Annotated in this window: 22 protein-coding genes; 11 read left to right on the top strand and 11 right to left on the bottom strand. The window is 73.1% G+C overall.

Annotated elements, in window-relative coordinates:
- Window positions 1-19 precede the first annotated feature (19 nt).
- Window positions 20-418 carry a hypothetical protein gene (locus FLV34_RS13565; protein ID WP_142645661.1) on the top strand — a complete coding sequence of 133 codons (399 nt, stop codon included), beginning with the start codon at window positions 20-22 and terminating at the stop codon, window positions 416-418.
- Between the two features lie 9 nt (window positions 419-427).
- On the opposite strand, the gene FLV34_RS13560 is transcribed toward FLV34_RS13565, so the two are convergent.
- Window positions 428-847 carry a hypothetical protein gene (locus FLV34_RS13560; RefSeq protein WP_147943247.1) on the bottom strand — a complete coding sequence of 140 codons (420 nt, stop codon included), beginning with the start codon at window positions 845-847 and terminating at the stop codon, window positions 428-430.
- A 143-nt stretch (window positions 848-990) separates the two neighbouring features.
- Between FLV34_RS13560 and FLV34_RS13555 the strand changes: the two genes are divergently transcribed.
- The 3 genes from FLV34_RS13555 to FLV34_RS13545 are packed head-to-tail and all read left to right on the top strand — an operon-like array spanning window position 991 to window position 4335.
- The gene (locus FLV34_RS13555; RefSeq protein ID WP_142645659.1) at window positions 991-3018 is read left to right on the top strand and encodes a GAF domain-containing sensor histidine kinase; all 2028 of its coding nucleotides are present in this window, start codon (window positions 991-993) and stop codon (window positions 3016-3018) included.
- Window positions 3015-3653, top strand: a complete 639-nt coding sequence (locus FLV34_RS13550) for a response regulator transcription factor (protein ID WP_142645658.1) — start codon at window positions 3015-3017, stop codon at window positions 3651-3653. Before FLV34_RS13555 ends, FLV34_RS13550 begins: the two co-directional genes overlap by 4 nt.
- Window positions 3654-3708: 55 nt before the next feature.
- Entirely contained in the window at window positions 3709-4335 is a 627-nt protein-coding gene (locus FLV34_RS13545; RefSeq protein WP_142645657.1) for an FMN-binding negative transcriptional regulator, read from the top strand.
- A 44-nt stretch (window positions 4336-4379) separates the two neighbouring features.
- Here FLV34_RS13545 and FLV34_RS13540 read toward each other — a convergent pair whose 3' ends face one another.
- Window positions 4380-4604, bottom strand: a complete 225-nt coding sequence (locus FLV34_RS13540) for a hypothetical protein (protein ID WP_142645656.1) — start codon at window positions 4602-4604, stop codon at window positions 4380-4382.
- A gap of 438 nt (window positions 4605-5042) precedes the next feature.
- Here FLV34_RS13540 and FLV34_RS13535 point away from each other — a divergent pair, with 438 nt between their 5' ends.
- Window positions 5043-6137, top strand: coding sequence for a winged helix DNA-binding domain-containing protein (locus FLV34_RS13535; protein ID WP_147943246.1), 1095 nt, complete (start codon window positions 5043-5045; stop codon window positions 6135-6137).
- Window positions 6138-6243: 106 nt separating this feature from the next.
- Here FLV34_RS13535 and FLV34_RS13530 read toward each other — a convergent pair whose 3' ends face one another.
- Window positions 6244-6657, bottom strand: a complete 414-nt coding sequence (locus FLV34_RS13530; protein ID WP_147943245.1) for a hypothetical protein — start codon at window positions 6655-6657, stop codon at window positions 6244-6246.
- Between the two features lie 26 nt (window positions 6658-6683).
- Between FLV34_RS13530 and FLV34_RS13525 the strand changes: the two genes are divergently transcribed.
- Window positions 6684-7319: a response regulator transcription factor gene (locus FLV34_RS13525; protein WP_315985188.1), complete on the top strand. Its 636-nt coding sequence runs from the start codon at window positions 6684-6686 to the stop codon at window positions 7317-7319.
- A gap of 281 nt (window positions 7320-7600) precedes the next feature.
- Here FLV34_RS13525 and FLV34_RS13520 read toward each other — a convergent pair whose 3' ends face one another.
- The 3 genes from FLV34_RS13520 to FLV34_RS13510 all read right to left on the bottom strand — a co-directional run bounded on the left by FLV34_RS13520 (window position 7601) and on the right by FLV34_RS13510 (window position 10695).
- A complete protein-coding gene (locus tag FLV34_RS13520) occupies window positions 7601-8584 on the bottom strand; it encodes an aldo/keto reductase (RefSeq protein ID WP_147943243.1) in 984 nt (327 codons plus the stop codon).
- 17 nt (window positions 8585-8601) lie between these two features.
- Complete coding sequence (locus tag FLV34_RS13515) at window positions 8602-9639, bottom strand: NAD-dependent epimerase/dehydratase family protein (RefSeq protein ID WP_222709495.1); 1038 nt, start codon at window positions 9637-9639, stop codon at window positions 8602-8604.
- 234 nt (window positions 9640-9873) lie between these two features.
- On the bottom strand, window positions 9874-10695 hold the full coding sequence (locus FLV34_RS13510; protein WP_147943241.1) for an alpha/beta fold hydrolase: 822 nt from the start codon (window positions 10693-10695) through the stop codon (window positions 9874-9876).
- Window positions 10696-10774: 79 nt separating this feature from the next.
- Here FLV34_RS13510 and FLV34_RS13505 point away from each other — a divergent pair, with 79 nt between their 5' ends.
- A complete protein-coding gene (locus tag FLV34_RS13505; RefSeq protein WP_142645647.1) occupies window positions 10775-11236 on the top strand; it encodes a MarR family winged helix-turn-helix transcriptional regulator in 462 nt (153 codons plus the stop codon).
- 122 nt (window positions 11237-11358) lie between these two features.
- On the opposite strand, the gene FLV34_RS13500 is transcribed toward FLV34_RS13505, so the two are convergent.
- Both FLV34_RS13500 and FLV34_RS13495 read right to left on the bottom strand, forming a co-directional pair.
- A complete protein-coding gene (locus tag FLV34_RS13500; protein WP_142645646.1) occupies window positions 11359-12657 on the bottom strand; it encodes an endo-1,4-beta-xylanase in 1299 nt (432 codons plus the stop codon).
- 157 nt (window positions 12658-12814) lie between these two features.
- Window positions 12815-13447 carry a maleylpyruvate isomerase family mycothiol-dependent enzyme gene (locus tag FLV34_RS13495; RefSeq protein ID WP_142645645.1) on the bottom strand — a complete coding sequence of 211 codons (633 nt, stop codon included), beginning with the start codon at window positions 13445-13447 and terminating at the stop codon, window positions 12815-12817.
- A 144-nt stretch (window positions 13448-13591) separates the two neighbouring features.
- On the opposite strand from FLV34_RS13495, the gene FLV34_RS13490 reads away from it, so the two are divergent.
- Both FLV34_RS13490 and FLV34_RS13485 read left to right on the top strand, forming a co-directional pair.
- A complete protein-coding gene (locus FLV34_RS13490) occupies window positions 13592-14458 on the top strand; it encodes a TetR/AcrR family transcriptional regulator (protein WP_261985767.1) in 867 nt (288 codons plus the stop codon).
- Complete coding sequence (locus FLV34_RS13485; RefSeq protein WP_147943240.1) at window positions 14455-15498, top strand: hypothetical protein; 1044 nt, start codon at window positions 14455-14457, stop codon at window positions 15496-15498. Before FLV34_RS13490 ends, FLV34_RS13485 begins: the two co-directional genes overlap by 4 nt.
- Before the next feature lie 246 nt (window positions 15499-15744).
- Here FLV34_RS13485 and FLV34_RS13480 read toward each other — a convergent pair whose 3' ends face one another.
- Window positions 15745-16983, bottom strand: coding sequence for an RNA polymerase sigma factor (locus FLV34_RS13480; protein WP_142645642.1), 1239 nt, complete (start codon window positions 16981-16983; stop codon window positions 15745-15747).
- On the bottom strand, window positions 16980-17303 hold the full coding sequence (locus FLV34_RS13475) for a YciI family protein (protein WP_147943239.1): 324 nt from the start codon (window positions 17301-17303) through the stop codon (window positions 16980-16982). The genes FLV34_RS13480 and FLV34_RS13475 overlap by 4 nt, the downstream gene beginning before the upstream one ends.
- 190 nt (window positions 17304-17493) lie before the next feature.
- On the opposite strand from FLV34_RS13475, the gene FLV34_RS13470 reads away from it, so the two are divergent.
- Window positions 17494-18264, top strand: a complete 771-nt coding sequence (locus FLV34_RS13470; RefSeq protein WP_260617114.1) for a sporulation protein — start codon at window positions 17494-17496, stop codon at window positions 18262-18264.
- Window positions 18265-18313: 49 nt separating this feature from the next.
- On the opposite strand, the gene FLV34_RS13465 is transcribed toward FLV34_RS13470, so the two are convergent.
- Entirely contained in the window at window positions 18314-19366 is a 1053-nt protein-coding gene (locus FLV34_RS13465) for a cation diffusion facilitator family transporter (protein ID WP_240971028.1), read from the bottom strand.
- Between the two features lie 21 nt (window positions 19367-19387).
- Here FLV34_RS13465 and FLV34_RS42390 point away from each other — a divergent pair, with 21 nt between their 5' ends.
- Complete coding sequence (locus FLV34_RS42390) at window positions 19388-19732, top strand: hypothetical protein (protein ID WP_261985766.1); 345 nt, start codon at window positions 19388-19390, stop codon at window positions 19730-19732.
- Window positions 19733-19976 lie beyond the last annotated feature (244 nt).

Here is a 19976-nt window from a genome sequence, read left to right as displayed (position 1 = left end):
GCCACCCCGCCCTGTCATTGTGGGCTCGACGCACGCCTTCGGCGGGCTGACGGAGACGATGGAGGCGCTCGCCCGGTTCGTACGGCCCGGCGGCCTCGCACTCGTGGGGGAGGGCTACTGGGAACGCCCTCCCGCTCCCGAGGTCGCCGAGGCGATCGGCGAATATCCGGACCTCGCGGGCACGGTGGAGCGCGCCGAGTCCAAGGGATGGCTGACCGTATACGCCCACGTGAGCGACCTGGCGGAATGGGACGAGTACGAGTGGTCGTGGACCGGCACGCTGGCGCGCTGGGCCGCGGACAACCCGGGGCCCGATGGTGAGCAGGCCCTCGCCGTGATGCGGGAGCATCGCGACATGTGGCTCGGCGGCTATCGAGGGAGCCTCGGTTTCGTCACCCTGCTCCTGCGGCGCATCTGACGCCGGGCGTCAGCGGCGCGGCAGCCGTACGAGGTGGAACGCCGCGAGGACCCCGACTCCGAGGTGGGCCGTGACGAGGGCGATCTGGAAGACCCGCTGACCGGTCGTGAGGTCGGCGGCGTAGCCGCCGTCGTAGAAGCCGGACACGAAGGCGAGCATTCCGGCGAGGGCGAGGAGGGCCGAGGCGGGAACGGCGATGCCGCGGCGACGCCGGGTCGCGCCGGCGACGAGCAGGACCTGCGCGATCATCATCGGGATCGGCGCCGACAGCCGGGCCTGTGGCCCGAGGGCGTCGAGCAGGGTCGGGCTGAGGCCCGCGGACAGGGAGATGACCGCGCCGGCGACGTCCATGGCGAGCAGCACGCCCACCCCTGCGACGAGCGCGGTCGAGAGAGCGGCGGGTTTGACGGTGGGGGTGGTGGCGGACATGACCTTCCCTCGAAGAGCGCCGTGGATGAGTGCGGTTCAAGGATCCGGCGGGCGACGTCCTGCCGGCATGAGCCGCCGGTCCCGCGTGGGACGGGACATCTCGTCCCGTGACGACGGGACTCACGGATGGCAACATGCCCCTCATGACGGACAGATCGGTCCGGCGCGCCGCAATGGCGGCGGGCACGCTGCTCGTCCTGGTCATCGGGACGCTGGTCGTCGAGCCCAGGCTGCGGCAGCTCGGTGTGACGGGGATCGTCGAACGGTTCGACGCCTTCCGCGCGGTCGCGGCGCTGTCGTTCGGCGTGCCCGGCCTGTTCGTGGTGGCGCAGCGGCCGGGCAGCCGGGTCGGCTGGGTGATGGTGGCCGTCGGGACGTCCCAGGGGCTCGGGCTCGCCCTGGGGGCGTACGGCCTGCTCGGCATCAACGTCGGTTTCAACGGCGGTGACGGCGACAGCGGCCTGCCGGGGGACGACTGGGCGATGTGGGTGTCCAACTCGCTGTGGGTCCCCGCCTACCTCCTCGTCCCGACGATCTTCCTGCTGATCTTCCCGGACGGCCGCCTGCCGTCCCGCCGCTGGTGGCCCGCGCTCGCCGCGGCGTACGCCGGTATCGGGGTGAACACGCTCGACTGGATGCTCCGTCCGGTGACCTACGAGCAGGTCCCCGGGCTGTTCCCCCAGGGGTACGCCGGTGTGCTGGCCGGGCTCACCGGGGTGCCGGACGCCCTCATGGCGGTGGGCATGGTGTGCACGATCGGCGCGGTGCTCGCCGCGGTCGCCTCACTCGTCTGTCGTTACCGGTCGGCGGGCGAGGAGGTGCGACGCCGCCTCCAATGGGTGCTGGCCGCCGCGCTGCTGACGGTGACCCTGCTCGGCGTCGCTCTGGTCGTGCCGTGGGGGCCGGTCATCGTGACGCTCGCCGCCGTTCCGCTGCCGGTGGCGGTGTCGGTCGCGGTCGTCGCGCACCGCCTGTGGGACCTCGATCTCCTGCTGTCGCGCGCGCTCGCGTTCGGCGCCGTCACCGTGCTCCTGCTCGGCGCGTACGCCCTGGTCGCGGCCACGCTCGGAAACGCGATCGGCGCCGGGGCGTCCGCGTTGATCGTGGCGCTCGCGGTACACCCTCTCTATCTGCGGGCGTCCGCCGCCGCGAACCGCCTCGTGTACGGCGATCGTGAGGACCCGGCGCGTGCGCTGCGCCGGCTCGGCGTGCGGCTCTCGGACGCGGGCGCGCCCGGTGACCTGCTGGAACGGGTGGCCGCGGAGGTCGGGCGGGTCCTGCGTATCCACTACGTGGCCGTCGAGGAGCCGGACGGAATCGTGGCCTCCTGGGGTCGCTTCGGCGGCCCCGACGCGGCGGAGAGCCGCCCTGGTGAGTCCGACACGACCGAGCGTGTTCCGCTTCTCTACCAGGGCGAGCGGGTCGGCACGCTGGTGCTGGGCGAACGGCTGCGCCCCAAGGACCGTGCGCTGCTGGCGCAGCTCGCGCCGCACGTCGCGGTGGCCGTACGGGCGCATCGCCTCGGGGCCGATCTCGAACGCTCGCATGGGCGCCTGCTGGCGGCCCGGCAGGAGGAGCGCGACCGGTTGCTCTACGAGCTCCACGACGGGCTCGGCCCGACCCTGGCGGCCCTCGCGCTGCAGGTGGACCGCGGCCGGCGCCTGGTCGACACCGATCCCGAGGGGGCCAAGCAGGTGATGGAGGAGCTGTCGGGCCGAATCCGCGGCACGGTCGAGAACGTCCGTGCGATCGTCAACGACCTGCGCCCGCCGCCCCTGGACACCCTGGGGCTCACGGGCGCGCTGGCCGAGCTCGGCCGGGGCTTCGCGGGTGACCTCCAGGTCGAGGTGGAGGCCCCGCCCGACCTGCCCGCTCTTCCGCCGCCGGTCGAGCTGGCCGCCTACCGGATCGCGGCCGAGGCCATGACGAACGCCGTACGGCACGCGATGGCGTCCCGGTGCACGGTGAGCCTGCGGGCGGGCGACGCGCCGGGCGTCCTGGAGCTGCGGGTCGACGACGACGGCGTTGGAGTGGGGGCTCCCGTCCGCCACGGGTTCGGCCTCGCCTCCATGCGGCGCCGGTCGGAGGAGCTCAACGGCACCTTCGAGCTGCTCGACCAGGCCGGGGCGGGCACGCACCTGGTCGTACGGCTTCCACTGGCGGTCCGATGATCCGCGTCATGGTGGTGGAGGACCACCCGGTGTTCGCCGAAGGGCTGGTCGCGCTCTTCCGCGACCTGCCCGAGGTGGAGGTCGCGGGAGTGGCGAGCACCGGCGAGGCGGCCGTCGAGCTGGTGGACCAGGTCGCTCCCGATGTCGTCCTGATGGACCTGCACCTGCCGGGTATGAGCGGGATCGAGGCGACCTCCCGCATCACCGCCCGGCATCCCGGCGTGGCCGTGCTGGCCCTGACCATGCTTTCCGACGACGCGTCGATCCTCGCCGCCGTACGGGCCGGCGCCCGCGGCTACCTGCTCAAGGAAGCGACGCCCGCGGACATCGTGCGCTCGCTGGAAGCGGTGGCTTCGGGCCAGGTCGTGTTCGGCGCGGCGACCGGAAACCGGGTGCTGGCCGCTCTCACCGCGCCGGCCGTGCGGCCCCGGCCGGTGCCCGAGCTGACGGAACGCGAACTGGAGGTCCTCGACCTCGTCGCCGCCGGTCTCACCAACCACGCCATCGCGCGGCGCCTCTATTTGAGTGAGAAGACTGTGCGCAACCACGTGTCGAACATCTTCGCCAAGCTCGGCGTCTCCGACCGCGCCGCGGCGGTGGCGCGCGCCAGGGACGCCGGCCTCGGCGAGCGGTAGTAGGGCCGGGGACCTGGCCCCTGAGGTGTGCCGCGGCCGTGCGTACAGTGAAGGGGTGTTGATCCACCCCTGGGACGCCGGCACGGACGAGGAGGCGCTGGCCTTCGTCCGCGCGAACGAGTTCGGCCATCTCATCGCGTCCGGACGTGACCGCGACGTGCCTGTGGTCGTGCCGACGCAGTTCCTCCTCGCCGACGCGTCCACGATCCTGCTGCACCTCGCCCGGCCGAACCCCATCTGGCCGGCGATCGAGGAGAACCCCGCCGTGGTCATGGCCGTGGCCGGTGACTGGGCGTACGTCGAGGGAGCGTGGAAGGCGCTGCCCGACGCCGGTGAGGACCCCCGGCTCGGCGTCCCCACGACCTACTACGCGGCCGTCCAGCTGGTCTGCCACGCGGAGATCGTCGACGACCCGGACGGCAAGCTCGGCATCCTGCGTGCCCAGCTCGCCCACCTGGACCACGACCTCGCCGATCCCGCCGAGCATCACCGGCGCCTGCCGGGCATCCGCGGGCTCCGGCTGACCGTCCAGAAGATCAACGGCAAGTTCAAGTTCGGCGGGAACGTGGACGAGGCCCACCGCAGGTACGTCGCGGAACGCCTCGCGGAGCGGGGCGGCCCCGGCGACCGCGCCGCCCGCGACCACCTCCTGCGCCGCCTCGGCCGCGAACACCACCCCTGAGCCGCCGCAACCGGCCCTCGATGGGGAGTCTCAGGCGTCTCCGATCAGGGCGAAGGCGAACGCGAGACGGCGATCCGGCCATCCTCGCGGATCCTGACGTGGGCGCCGCCCTCCGACGTCATCACGATCTCCTCGCCGGACCGCCATTCGAGCGAGCGGGGGCCCCGGGCGCGGTCGGACAGCTCGGGGCCGGAAAGCATGTTGTCGAGGGCGCCGTGCAGCAACCGTTCGGCCGCCCGGCCGGCGACGTCCTTGAGGCTGCCGCTCACCGTCCACCTCCTGCGCGGGCGCGACGTAGCAGAGCAGGCGCTGCTGTGCGGCGTCCTCGAAGAGGGTCGGCTCCGGAGCGGCGGGCAGTCCTGTGAGCTGCCTTGAGGCGACGTACGCGCACGGGGCGAAGACCCTGTCGGACTTCCCTCCGCGGGGCACCCGTATCGCACGGGCTCCCCGAGTGGCCGTTCTGCGCTTGGGCGTCACCGGGCGTTCCACCGCGCTCACGACGAACTCCCAGACGTCCGTCCAGGCGACGGGTTCCACCGGCGGCTCGGCCGCTTTCCCGGCGGTTCTGCGGAACACCACGACTGCCTCCCGATCCCTCCGTCCGTTCGGGGAGCGACAACTCCAGCCCCGAGATCGCGGAGGCGGAGAACCCGCGTGATCGTCCACGAGGTGGGCGACTTGTCGTACCCGGGGTGTAGAAGTGTGGCGTGGCTGCTGAGACGACCTGGGCGCAGGTGCTCGCCTGGAGGCTGAGACGGCAGTTCGTCGAGCCCGCGGGCGGCGCGGACGCGGTGGCGATCGCCCGGCGGCTGTGCGGGGTGCAGGCGCAGGTCGCCTCGTCGGCGGCGCTGGCCGTGGCCGTACGGCACGCGAGCCCGCGTCCGGGAGAGATCGAGGACGCCCTGTGGCGGGACCGCACGCTGGTCAAGACCTGGACGATGCGCGGCACGCTCCATATCCTCCCCGCCGACGAATTCCCCGCCTACCGCGCCGCCCTCGGGGCGCTCCGGTTCTGGGAGAGAGCCTCCTGGCAGCGTGGCCACGGGGTGTCCGCGCGGGAGATCGCGGCTCTCCTGGACGCCGTTCCGCAGGCGTTGTCCGGCCGGTCGCTGACCCGCGAGGAACTGGTCGAGGCGGTCATCGAGGTGACCGGGGACGCCCATCTGCGCGAGGCCCTCACGTCCGGCTGGGGCGCGCTGCTCAAGCCGCTCAGCTTCCTGGGCGAGCTGTGTCACGGCCCGCCGCACGACCGCAGGGTCACCTTCACCAGCCCGGCCGACTGGCTACCGGGCGGCCGGGAGGAGGCGCTCTCGCCGGAGGAAGGGGGAGTGCGGGTGCTCCGCGCGTTCCTCGGCGCCCACGGCCCGGCCACACCCCAAATGTTCGACGCGTGGCTGTTCCGCGGCCTCACGCCCAAGGCCGTGCTGCGGGGCTGGTTCGGGGAGCTGGAGGGCGAGCTCGCCCAGGTCGAGGTGGAGGGCATGCCCGCCGTGCTGCCGGCGGAGCTGCTCGACGACCTGCTGGCCTGCCCGCCGTCCGAGGGCGTGCATCTGCTACCCGGCTTCGACCAGTTCATCCTGGGCGCGCCGCGCGACCTGGAGCCGCTCCTGCCGAAGTCCGTACGGCCCAAGGTGAGCCGGGCTGCGGGGTGGATCTCGCCTGTGGTGATCCACCGGGGCCGGGTGGCGGGCGTGTGGGAGGCCAAGGAGGGGCGGCCGGTAGTCGAGCTCTTCGAACCGGTGCCGGAGCATCCTCTGGCCGCGGAGACCGACCGCGTCGCGATGCTTCTCGACGGGCTGTAGCCACGGGCGGGGCGCGGCAGGTCAGGCACCTGACCGCGGAGGCCGATCGCCATGCTCCTCGTCGGGCTGCAGCCCACGGCCGGACCGTAGCCGGGGCCGCGGCAGGTCAGGCCACCTCCTTGCGGAGCACGCGGACCACGCCGGCGGCCATGGGCAGGGCGATCCAGAAGACGGCCGACGTGGCGAGCCGGGCTCCCTCGCCCCAGGTCATGTCGCCACTCGCGAGAGGGGCGGCGGTGGTGTTGAGGTCGAGCCACTCGGCGAGGGCGGCACCGGCCGAGCCGAGCCTGCCGACGACGGCCCACAGGACCGGCGTGGACAGGCTGATCACGATCGCGGCGGGCGCGTTGAGGAGCAGCGTGCCGAGGGCGAGGCCCTGCGCGGCGACGAGCACGTTCACGCCGGTCCAGCCGAGCAGCCAGAGCGGCTGGACGTCCCAGTCGGCGGGGCCGCCGCCTACCCGGGCCACGACGGCCGTGACCGGAACCGCGACCAGCATGGCGAGCAGCGAGAGCGCCACCGCCGCGACCAGCGGTGACCCGGCTGGTGATAGTCGATGACGACGCGATGGTGCGGACCGGGCTGCGCCTGATCCTCGGCGGCGAACCCGACCTCGACATCGTCGGGGAGGCCGAGGACGGGCTGCGCGCGATGGACGTGATCCGCGACCTGCGTCCCGACGTGGTGCTGCTGGACGTCCGGATGCCCAACCAGGACGGGCTGACGACCACCGAGCTGCGGCGGGCCAGGCCCGGCCCGCCGCGGATCCTCGTGCTCGCGACGTTCGACGCCGACGACATGGTGCTGCGGGCCCTGCGGCTCGGGGCCGACGGCTTCCTGCTGAAGGACACCCCGCCGCCCCGGATGATCGAGGCGGTCCGCGCCGTGGCGAAGGGCGATCCGGTGCTGTCGCCGAGCGTCGCCCGGCAGGTGATCGCCGCGGCGACCGGCGGATCCGGGCCGTTCCTCCCGACGGCGAGAGAGGAGCTGAGCCGGCTCACCGAGCGCGAGCTCGAAGTCGCGGTCGAGGTGGCCCACGGCAGGTCGAACGCCGAGATCGCCGCACGTCTCTACATGAGCGTCGCCACGGTGAAGGCGAACATCACCCGGATCTTCGCCAAGCTCGGCACCGACAACCGCGTCCAGGTGGCCATGAAGGTGCGCGACGCCGGTCTCCTGTGACCACACCTCCTCGCCCCAAGGCCGGTCCCCGGGTGGCCCGTCTCCGTGGGGCCCGTCTCCGTGGGGCCCGGCCCGTCTCCGTGGGGCCCGTCTCCGTGGGGCCCGGCCCGTCTCCGTGGGGCCCGTCCCCGGGTGGCCCGTCTCCGTGCGGCCTGTCGCCGCGTAGTCCGGAGCGGTCGCGCCCACCGGCCCCCCTGCGGCGGGCCGTGACGGCCGCGACGGCGCTGGGTGCCGGCCGGGCGCGCGGCCGACACGGCGGCGACGGGGAAGCCGGGCCGGGGTCAGTCGAGCCAGGCGGGGGGAGAGGGCAGGTGCCGGTCGAGATCGTTCCACAGGCCGGGCGGGATCGGGGTGGTGGCGAGGCGCAGCGTCTCCTCCATCCGCTCGGGTTCCGAGAGGCCGACGATGGTGGACGCCACCCTGGGGTCGCGCAGCGAGAACTGCAGCGCGGCGGCGGCGAGCGGCACGCCGTGCTCGTCGCACGTCCGTTGCATGGCGCGGACCGACTCCCGGACGGCCTCGGCGGTCTCCCGATAGCAGTAGCGGGGCTGGGCGTCGGGCCCCTTGACCAGCATCCCGCCGCCGTACGGCGCGCCGTTGACGAAGGCGACCCCGTGTTCGAAGGCGTCGTCGAGCAGCGGATCGGCCTCGCGGTTCACCAGCGTCCAGCGGTTGTGGCTGATCACGGCGTCGAACACGCCGGTCGCGACGAAGTCGCGCAACAGTCCGATCGGGCCTGCCGCGATGCCGATGTGGTCGGCGACGCCGGCGTCGCGCAGCGCCACCAGCGCCTCCACCGCCCCGCCGGGGCTCATGGCCTCCTCGAACGTGATGTGGTATTCGGGGTCGTGCAGATAGAGCAGCGGCACGTTGTCGACGCCGAGCCGTTCGAGGCTCTCCTCGGCCGAACGGCGGACGCGCTCGCCGGAGAAGTCACCGGTGTCGGGGTCCGCGTCGACCTTGGTGGCCAGGACGAACCCGTCGGGGACGCCGCCGCGGTCGCGGACCACGGCGCCGATGCGCCGTTCCGCGCTGCCGTTGCCGTAGTTGTTCGAGGTGTCGAGGAAGTTGAACGGCCCGTCGAACACGGCTTCCACCGTGGCCCGCGCACGCTGCTCGCCGACCTCGTATCCGTACAGTCCCGGCATGTTCGCCAGAGGGCTGGTGCCGACGCAGATCGGCGTCACCGCCAGGCCGGTGCGCCCGAACGGCCGGCGCACCGACGGGTCGGGGACCGTCAGGCCGTCGAGCGAGTCGAGGGGCATCAGAGGGTGTCCTTCCGTCACGAGCCGTCGCCCTGACCGGGCGCCAGCCGGGCCACGGCCGCCGAGGCGAGCCGGTGTCCTTCCGCCAGCCGGGCCAGCACCGCGTCGGTCGCGGCGTCGGGCCGGGTCTCCTCCGCGTGGGCGGACCGCCAGGCGTGCAGCCGCCGCGCCCCCTCCGGCCAGGTGACGACCGGCCGGAACGACGGGACGAACCGCCTGATCTTCGTGGTGTCGAACACGGCGGTGTGCTGGAGGTCGCCCACGATCAGGTCGGACCAGAACCATTCGGGCGCGATCCGCGGCAGGAACTCGGCGGGCAGGTGGAGCAGCCGGGCCGGCGTAGCGACCGTCCGCCCGATGACCTCGTAGATCTCGTTCCAGGTCAGCGCCTCGTCGGAGGTGATGTGGAAGTCCTCACCGATCGCCTGCCAGGCGCCGATCAGACCGACGAGGCCGACGGCGAAGTCGTCGGCGTGCGTGAGGGTCCACAGGTTGGTGCCGTCGCCGGGCACCACGATCTCGTCGCCGCGGGCGACCCGGTCCCACGCCGTCCAGTCGCCGGGCAGCGGCGGGTGCGCGTCGTCGTAGGTGTGCGAGGGGCGGACGATCGTCACGGGGAAGTCGCGCTCGTCGTAGGCGCGGCGCAGGACGTCCTCGGCCGCGATCTTGTCGCGGGCGTACGCGAGGTAGGGGTTGCGCCGGGTGGTCGACTCGGTGATCGGCGCCCGCCGCACCGGCTTGTGGTAGATGGACGCGCTGCTGATGTAGACGTACTGGGCGGTATGGCCGTCGAGCAGGTCCACCATCGCCGCCGCGTCCCCGGCCGTGAAGCCGAGGAAGTCAACGACGCAGTCGTACGCGCTCCCGGCCAGCATGCGGCGCAACGCGTCGTGGTCCCGCACGTCGGCGGTGAGCGAGGTGACGCCCTCGGGCAGGGGACGGCGCCGGGCGGTCTGGCCCCGGTTTAGCACGTGGACGTCAAGGCCCCGGCGCACCGACTCGGCCACACAGGCCGAGCTGATCGTTCCGGTGCCACCGATGTAGAGGACCTTCACGCGGACTCCGAGTCGTGTGGCAGTGGCGGGCCGTGCCGCACCCGGGGTGCCGGCCGGCCCGGAAACTTTCGGGAAAATTGTGAAAATTGTCGATTTCCGGGAGCAACTTAGAGCGCGGCGTCATCCAACGTCAAGAGCGTGCGCCACCGGGCAGCCCAGGGCCGGTCCACTTGCCTTTGACGTCCGTACGGAGCCGTCTCGCCACCATTGTGGAGGGACGGCACCTTCCGCCGTTCAACCGGGCAGCAGCTCGCGGATGCGCGCGGCGTACGCACGGGGGTGTGTGGTGTTGCCGTTGTGCCCGCCGGGAAATTCCTTCGCCTCGACCCCGAGGAGCGCGGCGAGCTCCCGCGCGCACCGGTAGTCGAAGACGTGCCGGGGCGTGGTGCGGCCGAAGGCCGGGATGACGCGGACCGGCGTGTCCCTGAGCGCGGCGACGTCCAGCGTGTCGCGGGCGATCGCGGTGAAGTCGTTGCGGATGAAGAAGTCGAAGCCGGCCCGCCGCCGGTCGTCCAGCGCAAGCGGGGTCAGCCCGGGCTCGGTGTCCTGGGCGACGGGGTCGATGCCCAGCACCTCGGCGATCTTTACGACCGTGTCGGCGAGCCCGCGCTCACGGTAGAGGTCCTGCAGCTCCTCCAGCTCGCGTACGTGACGGACGCGTTCGGTGGCGACGGGGAGGAGCGAGGGGACCACCGGCTCGTGCGCGATCAGGGTGGCGAGCCGTTCGGGATGCTCGACGGCCAGGTGCAGCCCGATGGCCGCGCCGAAGCTGCAGCCGAGCATGTGCACCGGCCGGTCGGTCACGGCGGAGAGCAGGCGGTGGACGTCGTCCACGTGGTCGGCCATGGTCGCGCCGCGGCCGGGGTCGTCGAGGCTGCTGCGCGACAGGCCGCGCCGGTCGTAGGTGATGACGCTGTGGTCTCCGGCGAGGTGGCGGACCAGGTCGGCGGCGCGGCCCGCGTCGCCCTCCCCGCTCTGCGAGATGAGGAGCATGGGCCCGGCGCCGTGCACTTCGTAGTAGATGGCGGCGCCGTTCGTGCGGAGCATGCCGTTCATGGGGTCGTCCTCTCGGATCGGATGATCCGGACAATATTCCATCAAATTTGATGCATCAAGTTTGATGTATTGTGGAGCGGTGAACGGAGTCGACCTCTTCCTGCTCGGCAGGACCCTGATGAAGATCGGCGAAGAGGCCATGCCGGTCGGGGACGTCACCCCGTCGAAGGCCGCGCAGGCCGCCAGTGTCCGGACCGTGCTGGTGGTCGTCGCGGACCTGCGCGCCCACCCGGAGACCTCCGTGGGGGAGATCGCGGCCCGCACGGGTCTGCCGCAGAGTGCGGTGTCGGGAGCCGTCACCCGGCTGAAGGAGGCCGGGGCGGTCGTGACGGCCCCCGATCCGGCCGACCGCCGCCGGGTCCTGATCAAGCGGGCGCCCGGGCAGCCGGCGCGCGTGGAGGCGGTGCGGGCGGCCGGGATCGAGGGGCCCCTCGCCGCGGCGCTGGGCACCGACGACCCGGCGCAGGTCGCCGAGGTCGTCGCGGCGCTCGAATTCCTCGCCGGCCGCCTCGCGCCGGGAACGGCCGCCCGCCGTCCCTGACCCCGGAGACCGGGCGGCTTCCACAACGCCCGCCGTCCCTGACGCCGATGGACCGCTTCCGGGCAGGTCACCCGCCCGCCCCGAGAGCGGGCCTTCCGGGGCAGGGCTCAGAGGGACACGGCTCAGAGGGACACGGAGACGTTGGCGTCTCCGGGCTCGTCCAGCGTGAACGTGACCGTCCGGCCGCCGGCCGTGATCTCGTACTCGCCGAGGAAGCCGTCGAACCGGACCCGGCCGTCCGCGTCGGTGACCATCGTCGTCGGAGACAGCCACCACTCGCCCTTGATGAGCGAGCGCAGCGCGTCGTACGACGGCTTGGGGGTGCCGTCGGCGCGGACGAAGCCGCCCGGCGCGCCGAGCCAGCCGCCGTCCGACAGGCCCCAGTAGGTCATGGCCTCCACGGCCGGGTGGGACAGCAGGGTCTTGTAGTGACGCACGACCTCGTCGGCCTGGCGGGCCTCGCCCTCGGGCGTGGTCGGCCACTCGGGGATCTGGTAGTCGTTCAGGTCCACGATCTCCTCCGGCATGATGTGGCCGGAGACGATCGTCGTCTCGGTGAAGTGGATGGGCAGGCCATACCGCGCGAAGCGGTCGATCGTCGCGAGCGTCTTCTCCTCGCCCCAGTAGCCCTGGTGCATGTGGCTCTGCAGGCCGAGTACGTCGATCTTGATGCCCGCCTCGAGTACGCCCTCGATCAGGCACTCGTACGCCGCGGACATGTCGAAGTCGTTGAGCAGCAGCGTGGCGTGGGGATTGGCCTCGCGGGCCGCGTCGAAGACCATGCGGACCATCGGGATCCGGCCGATCTCCCGGCAGATCCGGGTGATGCCGTTGTCGTACTTGTCGAAGATCGGCATGATGACGACCTCGTTGATGACGTCCCACATGTCGATGACGCCGGCGAAGTCGGTCATTTCGCGCCGGATCCGCTCCACCTGGGCCTTGGCGATCTCGGCGTTCGACAGGTCCATCAGCCAGCCGGCGGTCTCGGTGTGCCAGGCGAGCGGGTGGCCCTTGACGACGACGCCGCGGTCGGCGAACCACCGCGCAGTGGTGAGCAGCCGCTCGGTGTTCGGCCGGCCCCGGACCGGCTCGAAATGTCCCCAGTAGAAGGGCAGCGTGGCGAAGTTGAACAGGTCGAACCACAGGTCGGCGACCTGCTGGGATCCGGCCGCCGGAGCCTCGCCGAGCGACGGCCGCCCGCCGGTGTCCGTGGTGGTCTCGCCGTTGGCCAGGGGAATGAAGTCGAACCCGATGCAGCCGAACAGGAACTTGTGCCGGCGCTGCGCGACGACCACCTCCTGGCCGGCGAGGGGCGCGCCGTTCGCGCTCACGGTGAGAGTGGCACCCGCGGTGCGGTGCTTCCTGATCAGCGGGTCGGGGGCGACGGCTCCGGAGACGGAAGCGGGGTGGGACGACATCGAGCGGCCTCCAGCGATCTCAAGGCGGAGAAGTCCCCTCCGGGAGCCTCTTCGCCCCGGCCGGAGAGGTCTGTGATCCCGAGCACGTTAGCGCTCTTGCCGCTCGAAAGTGCACAGACCGCTCCATCCGATGCGATCAACGGCCGGAGTGGCGCGTTCAGTGGACGAAGTGGGTGAAGCGGGCGGCGGGCTCGCCGCGCAGCCGTCCCTCGGGCAGTCGGCGCCCGCACAGGACCAGCACCAGGTCCTGGGCCGCGCCGGACAACGGGGTGCCCGTTCCGAGCGACCAGTCGACGTCGTCGGCGCGCAGCTCCACGCCGTCCAGGTCGACGCCGAAATATCTGCGGCTCCGCGGGGACAGCGCGTTGTCGAGCAGGACGCGCAGGCGGTCGCCCGGCACCCGCCGGTCGATCCCGAGCGCCACGGTGACGTCCATGCCGTGGATGACGTCGTGCGACAGCGCGCCCGCGTAGCCGCCGCCCGGAGGCCGCCAGGGGTGCTCGGCGTTGTCCCGCAGGCAGGCGGTCAGCTCGCGCGGGCCGAGAGCCGCCGCATCCTGGCGGGCGAGGCGGTCGGCCAGCCGGTCGAAGTTGCCGCGGGCCCTGACGAGACCGGCCACCACGCTCAGCCCGGAGTGCCGGTAGGGCATCGTCATGTGGGCCACCACCTCACGCACCCGCCACCCCGCGCACAGCGAGGGCGCGTCCCAGGACTGCTGCGGCAGCTCGCTCAGCAGGTCGGCCAGTTCGCGGCGTTCGGCCGCGATCTGCCGCCGGATCTCGGTGTCCATTCGTTCGTCGCCTTCCGGTCGTGTCCGTCCGTACGCCCACCCGACGAACGGGCGCGCACCGGATGGACACCTGCCTGCCGTACGCGCATTGATTGCGTGGCACGCATCTTGTGCGTGTCACGCAATCCCTCGTAAGGTCGCCGCGTGAACGACGACGGCATGGACCTTCGGGCCCGCAACAAGCAGGCCACCCGGGAGGCGATCGGCCGGGCCGCGCTGCGCCTGGCCATCGAGCGGGGTCCCCACGGGCTCGCTCTCGTGCGGGTTCACGACATCGCCACGGCGGCGGGCGTGTCGCCCCGCACCTACAACAACTACTTCTCCAGCAGGGAGGAGGCGATCTGCGCCTTCCAGGCCGACCAGTCAAGGCGTGCCGGGCAGGCGCTGCGCGCGCGGCCCGCCGAGGAGCCGCTGGACCAGGCGGTCACCGCGGCCGTGATCGATCTCTACACCGACCCCGAGCCCGACAAGGCGGGCCTTCGGATGATCATGATGACGCCCGAGCTGGAAGGTGAGGCGCTCAAGGCTTTCAGCATGGCGGAGGGGCCGCTCGCCGAGGCGATCGCGGCGCGCACCGGCACCGATCTCGCGCGCGACGTGTATCCCGCCGTCATGGCCGCCGCGGTCACCGGCGCCGTACGCGTGGCCGGACGGCACTGGCTCGAACCGGGGAACACCGAGCCCTTCGCCGCCGTCCTGCGCCGCACCCTGTCCTGCGTCTTCTCCGCCACGCCGCCCGCGCCGTCCCAACCCTCCGCGCCGTCCCAACCCTCCGCGCCGCCCGAACCCTCCGCGCCGTCCCAACCCTCCGCGCCGCCCGAACCCTCCGCGCCGCCCGAACCCTCCGCGCCGCCCGAACCCTCCGCGCCGCCCGAACCCTCCGCGCCGCCCGAACCCTCCGCGCCGCCCGAACCCTCCGCGCCGCCCGAACCCTCCGCGCCGCCCGAACCCTCCGCGCCGCCCAGGGCCCGCGCGGTCTCTGAACGTCCGGAAAGGAACAACGGAAGATGAACGGCAAGGGCATCAACTTCGACACCGGCTTCGCGGACGCGGCCGCCCGCGCCGCCGGGCGCAGCACCCGGGAGCCGTTCGACCTCGACGTGGTCGAACGGGAGATGCGCGTCATCCGTGAGGATCTGCACTGCACCGCCGTACGGATCACGGGCGGCGACCCCGGACGGCTCAAGGCGGCGGCCACCCGCGCCGCCGCCGCCGGCCTGGACGTCTGGCTGTGCCCGTTCGCCTGCGACATCACCACCGCCGAGCTGCTCGCCGTGATCGCCGACTGCGCCGAGCACGCCGAGCGGCTGCGCCGCGAGGGCGCCGAGGTCGTGCTGGCCACCGGCTCGGAGGTGAGCCTGTTCACCGACGGGTTCCTGCCCGGCGCCACGTTCGCGGACCGGATGCCCCTGCTGGCCCGGCCGGAGACCCTGCACGAGGCGCTCCCCCTGCTGCCCGGCCGCGTCAACGCCTTCCTCCGTGAGGCGGTCGCGGTCGCCCGCGAGCGGTTCGGCGGCCGGATCGGCTACTGCTCGATTCCTCTCGAACAGGTGGACTGGACGCCCTTCGACGTCATCGCCACCGACGCCGGCTATCGGTCGGCCGCCACCGCGGCCCACTATCGGGACAACATCCGCGCCCTGGTCGCACAGGGAAAGGCGCAGGGCAAGCCGGTGGCGATCACCGAGTTCGGCTGTGTCACCCACCGTGGCGCGGCCGACCTGAGCGAGCGCGGCGACTCGATCGTCGAGTGGGGCAAGGACGGGGCGCCGGCCGGTCTGACCGGCGACCATGTCCGCGACGAGCACGAGCAGGCGGCCTATCTCCGCGAGGTGCTGGGAATCCTCGACGACGAGGGAGTGTACGCCGCCTTCTGGTACACCTTCGCCCGGTATGACCTGCCCCACCGGGACGATCCCCGCACGGACTTCGACATGGCCAGTTGCGGCGTGGTGAAGGTGCTGGAGGACCGCCAGGGCACGGCCTACCCCGGCATGCCCTGGGAACCGAAGGCCGCGTTCGCGGCCCTGGCGGACTGCTACCGAGCCTGACACCTGAGCCTGAGACCTGAGCCTGACACCCGGGTCCGGCACCCGGGCCTGGCGCACGGGCCTGGCACCCGGACCTGACATCCGGGCCTGGCACCTGGGCCTGGCACCTGGGCCTGGCACCTGGGCCTGGCGCACGGGCCTGGCACCTGGGCCTGGCGCACGGGCCTGGCACCTGGGCCTGGCGCACGGGCCTGACGCCCGGGCCGTCCAGCCGACGCCGTCAGCCGGCGGCTTCAACCGGCGCGCTCAGCCGAGGGCGGCGAGGCGGCGGGCGAGGTAGCGGCGCTCGGCCTCGGTGGTGGCCAGACCGGCCGCCTCCCGGTAGGCGTCGGCGGCCTCGGCCGTACGGCCCAGGCGGCGCAGCAGGTCGGCGCGGGCGGCGGGCAGCAGGTGATAGCCGGCCAGGGCGCCCGTTTCCCGCAGGGCGTCGACCAGCGCCAGGCCCGCGGCCGGGCCGTACGCCATGCCGACCGCGACGGCGCGGTTCAGCTCCACAACGGGCGAGGGGACCAACCGGGCGAGCCGCTCGTACAGGACGGCGATCTGCGCCCAGTCGGTGTCCTCCGGGCGGGCCGCCGTGGCGTGGCAGGCGGCGATGGCGGCCTGCACCTGGTAGGGGCCGGGCCGCCCCCGTCGCAGCGTGCCGTCCAGCAGGGACACGCCCTCGGCGATCTGGGCGGTGTCCCACCGGCCGCGGTCCTGGTCCTCCAGCACCACCAGGTCGCCGGCCTCGTCGAGGCGGGCGGCGCGGCGCGCGTGGTGCAGCAGCATCAGCGCGAGCAGGCCCGCCGCCTCCGGCTCGTCCGGCATCAGCCGCACCAGCACCCGGGCCAGCCGGATCGCCTCGTCCGCGAGGTCGTGCCGTACGAGGTCGGCGCCGGCCGTCGCCGAGTAGCCCTCGTTGAACAGCAGATAGAGCACGGCGAGCACCGCCGGGAGGCGCTCGGGCAGCAGGTGGGCGGGCGGCACCCGGTAGGGGATGCCCGCATGCCTGATCTTCTGCTTGGCCCGGGCCAGCCGCTTGGCCATCGCCTGCTCCCCCACCAGGAACGCACGCGCGATCTCGGCCGTGCCGAGCCCGGCCAGGGTGCGCAGGGTCAGCGCCACCCTGGCCTCCAGCGCGAGCGCCGGATGGCAGCAGGTGAAGATCAGCCGCAACCGGTCGTCCGGCACGTCCGGCTCGTCGTCGCCGAAGGCGTCGTCACCCGTCCTGAGCACGCCCGCGACCTCCCGTAGCTTGGCCGCGCCGGTGGCCTCGCGGCGTAGCAGGTCAACCGCCCGGTTGCGCGCGGCGGTGGTCAGCCACGCCCCGGGCCTGCGCGGCACGCCGTCGCGCCGCCAGGTGCGCAGGGCCAGCGCGAAGGCGTCCTGCGCGCACTCCTCGGCCAGGTCCCAGTCGCCGGTCCAGCGGATGAGGGTGGCCACGACCTGCCCCCACTCCTCCCGGAAGGCCCGGTCGACGGCGGCCTCGATCGGCGGCGTCACAGGTCGAGGAGCGGCCGGATCTCGATCGCGCCGTACGCCGCGGCGGGATGGGCGGCGGCGATCTCGATGGCCTCGTCCAGGTCGGCGCACTCGATCAGGCAGAATCCGCCGAGCTGCTCCTTGGTCTCGGCGAACGGCCCGTCCGACAGCAGCACCTCGCCCTCGCGCACCCGCAGCGTGGTGGCGTCGCTCGGCGGGCGCAGCCCGGCGCCCCCCCGGAGCACGCCGCGCTCGGCCATCTTCCCCGACCCCCCGCCGCACCCGTCGTCGGCGTGCTCCGCCGCCGACTCGTCGCCGCAGATCAGCAGCACGTATTTCATGCGTCCTCCTCGGGGCCGGTATCCCATCATGTCCCCACGACGAACCGACGAACGGCGACGGCCGGAACGGACACCCGAGGGCGGACGTCTTCCTCGGCCTGCTCGCCTCGCGACGGCGTACGTACGGGAACCGGGCGGCCGGGACAGGTCGTTGGCAGCGGTGAACGACCCGCGACCAAGGGAGTGATCGGTGTTCCGCAAGCTGATGGCCGCGCTCGGGGCCGGCGTGGAGGTCGACACGGTGCTGCGCGACCCGCACGTGCGTCCGGGAGAGACCCTGTACGGCGAGGTCCGTTTCAGGGGCGGGTCGTCCGACCACAAGGTGGACGGGATCACCGTCGACTTCACCGCCGTCGTGGAGGTCGAGCGCGGCGACCAGGAACACCACGCGACCTACAGCTTCCTGCGGGCGCCGGTGTCCGGGCCGTTCGAGCTGCGGGCGGGGGAGGCCCGCGCGCTGCCGTTCGCGATCCCGGTGCCGTGGGAGACGCCGGTCAGCGCGGTCGGCGGGCGTCCGTTGCCGGGCATGCGGCTCGGCGTGGCCACCGAGCTGGCGCTCGCGGGCGCGCTCGACAAGGGCGACCTCGACCCGCTGTACGTCAACCCGCTGCCCGCGCAGGACCACCTGCTGGGGGCGCTCGTCCGCATGGGGTTCCACTTCAAGCGGGCCGACCTGGAGCGCGGCACCCTCCGGGGCTCGACCATGCCGTTCTACCAGGAGATCGAGTATCACGCCGGTGCGGAGTGGCGCCGCCACTTCAGCGAGCTGGAGCTGACCTTCATCGCCGGACCGCACTCGATGGACGTGGTCCTGGAAGCCGACAAGAGGGGCGGCTTCCTCACCTCAAGCCACGACGTCTACAACCGCTTCCGCGTCGGGTACGGCGACCACCCCGGCAGGGTGGAGCAGGCGCTGCGCGACGGCCTCACCGCGATGGCCCGGCGCCGCGGCTGGTTCTGACCTCCGTACGGAAAAGCGCCCACCGAACGCCGGGCGTGTCGTGTGCGGGTCAGCCGGCGGGGTGCCGGACGACACCGGCCGGGGAATGGTCGTGCCGGTGACCGTCGAGGCCGGCCGAGGGCTGGTCGTGCCGGTGGCCCCCGAGGCCGGCCGGAGGACGGTCGCGCCGGTGGCCGTCGCCGCCAACGTGGGGTCGATCGTGGCGATGGCCGTCGAGGACGGCGTGGTGGTCCACGCCGTCGTGAGGCAGCGGATCGGCGTGCACGATCGCGGCCGTCAGCCGGGGGACGGCGTGGATCAGGTTGTGCTCGGCCTCGGCCGCGACCCGGTGCGCCTCCACCACCGTGGCGGCCGGATCGACGACGACCTCGCACTCGGCCCTGAGCCGGTGACCGATCCAGCGCAGCCGCACCTGGCCCAGGCCGAGCACGCCGGGCGTGCCCCGCAGGGTCGCCTCGGCGAGGTCCACGAGAGCGGGGTCGACGGCGTCCATCAGCCGCCGGTACACCTCACGCGCCGCCTGCCGCAGCACCATCAGGATCGCGACCGTGATGAGCAGGCCGACGGCGGGGTCGGCCCAGGTCCAGCCGAGGGCCGCTCCTCCGGCTCCGGCGAGGACGGCCAGTGAGGTGAAGCCGTCGGTGCGGGCGTGCAGCCCGTCGGCGACGAGGGCGGCCGAGCCGATCTCACGCCCGACCCGGATGCGGTGGCGGGCGACCAGCTCGTTCCCGGCGAAGCCCACGAGCGCCGCCGCCGCGACGGCCCCCAGGTGGGAGACCTCTCGCGGCTCCAGGAGCCGTCCGATCGCGGCGTACGCGGCGGCGATCGAGGAGGCGGCGATCGTCACGACGATGACGACGCCCGCCAGGTCCTCGGCCCGCCCGTAGCCGTAGGTGTAGCGGCGGGTGGGCGGACGGCGGCCGAGCAGGAACGCGATCCCGAGCGGCACGGCGGTCAGGGCGTCGGCCGCGTTGTGCAGGGTGTCGCCCAGCAGCGCCACCGACCCCGACAGCGCCACCACGGCCGCCTGGACCACCGTGGTCGCGCCGAGACCGGCCAGCGACACCCACAGCGCCCGCATCCCCCGGGCGGACGACTCCATCACCGAATCGATCTTGTCCGCGTGCTCGTGCGAGTGGGGGCGCAACAGGTGCGCCACCCGCGCACGAAGCGCCGCCGCACCGCGTCCATGCCCATGCCCATGCCCATGGCCGTGCCCGTGCTCGTGTCCATGCCCATGCCCATGGCCGTGTCCGTGCTCGTGCTCGTGTCCGTGCTCGTGCTCGTGTCCGTGGCCATGTCCATGCCCGGGGGTGACTTGTCGCCGGCTCATGGCACCCACGATGGCGCGAAAAACCCGTCGCAGCATCTCGACAAGAGCTGGGGCGGCGCAGTTGCGAACACCCCGCACCTGCCGAGCCTCCGGAACTCCTTCACGGTGCTCCGCGTCACGCTGCCGGGCCGGTGATGCCGGCTCCCGCCGGCCGGTGTGCGGCCGCACCTCGCGCAGCAGCAGTGTTCCCCGCGACGTTCCCCGCGACGTTCCCCGCGACGTTCCCGGCTACGTTCCCGGCGACGCGGCGCACCCCTCCGGCGCTTGTCCGACGGCGGCGGCATCGCCCCAGCATGGGGGTGTCGTCACGAGAATCTCCTTCTGTCTCTAGGCTCTCACCGGCACGTCGCCGAACCCCCGGCCCGGCAGGTGCAAGAGA

Origin of the sequence: Microbispora sp. CSR-4, assembly GCF_008033685.1 — a bacterium.
Taxonomy (GTDB): Bacteria; Actinomycetota; Actinomycetes; order Streptosporangiales; family Streptosporangiaceae; genus Microbispora.
This window is presented reverse-complemented; position numbering and strand designations above follow the sequence as displayed.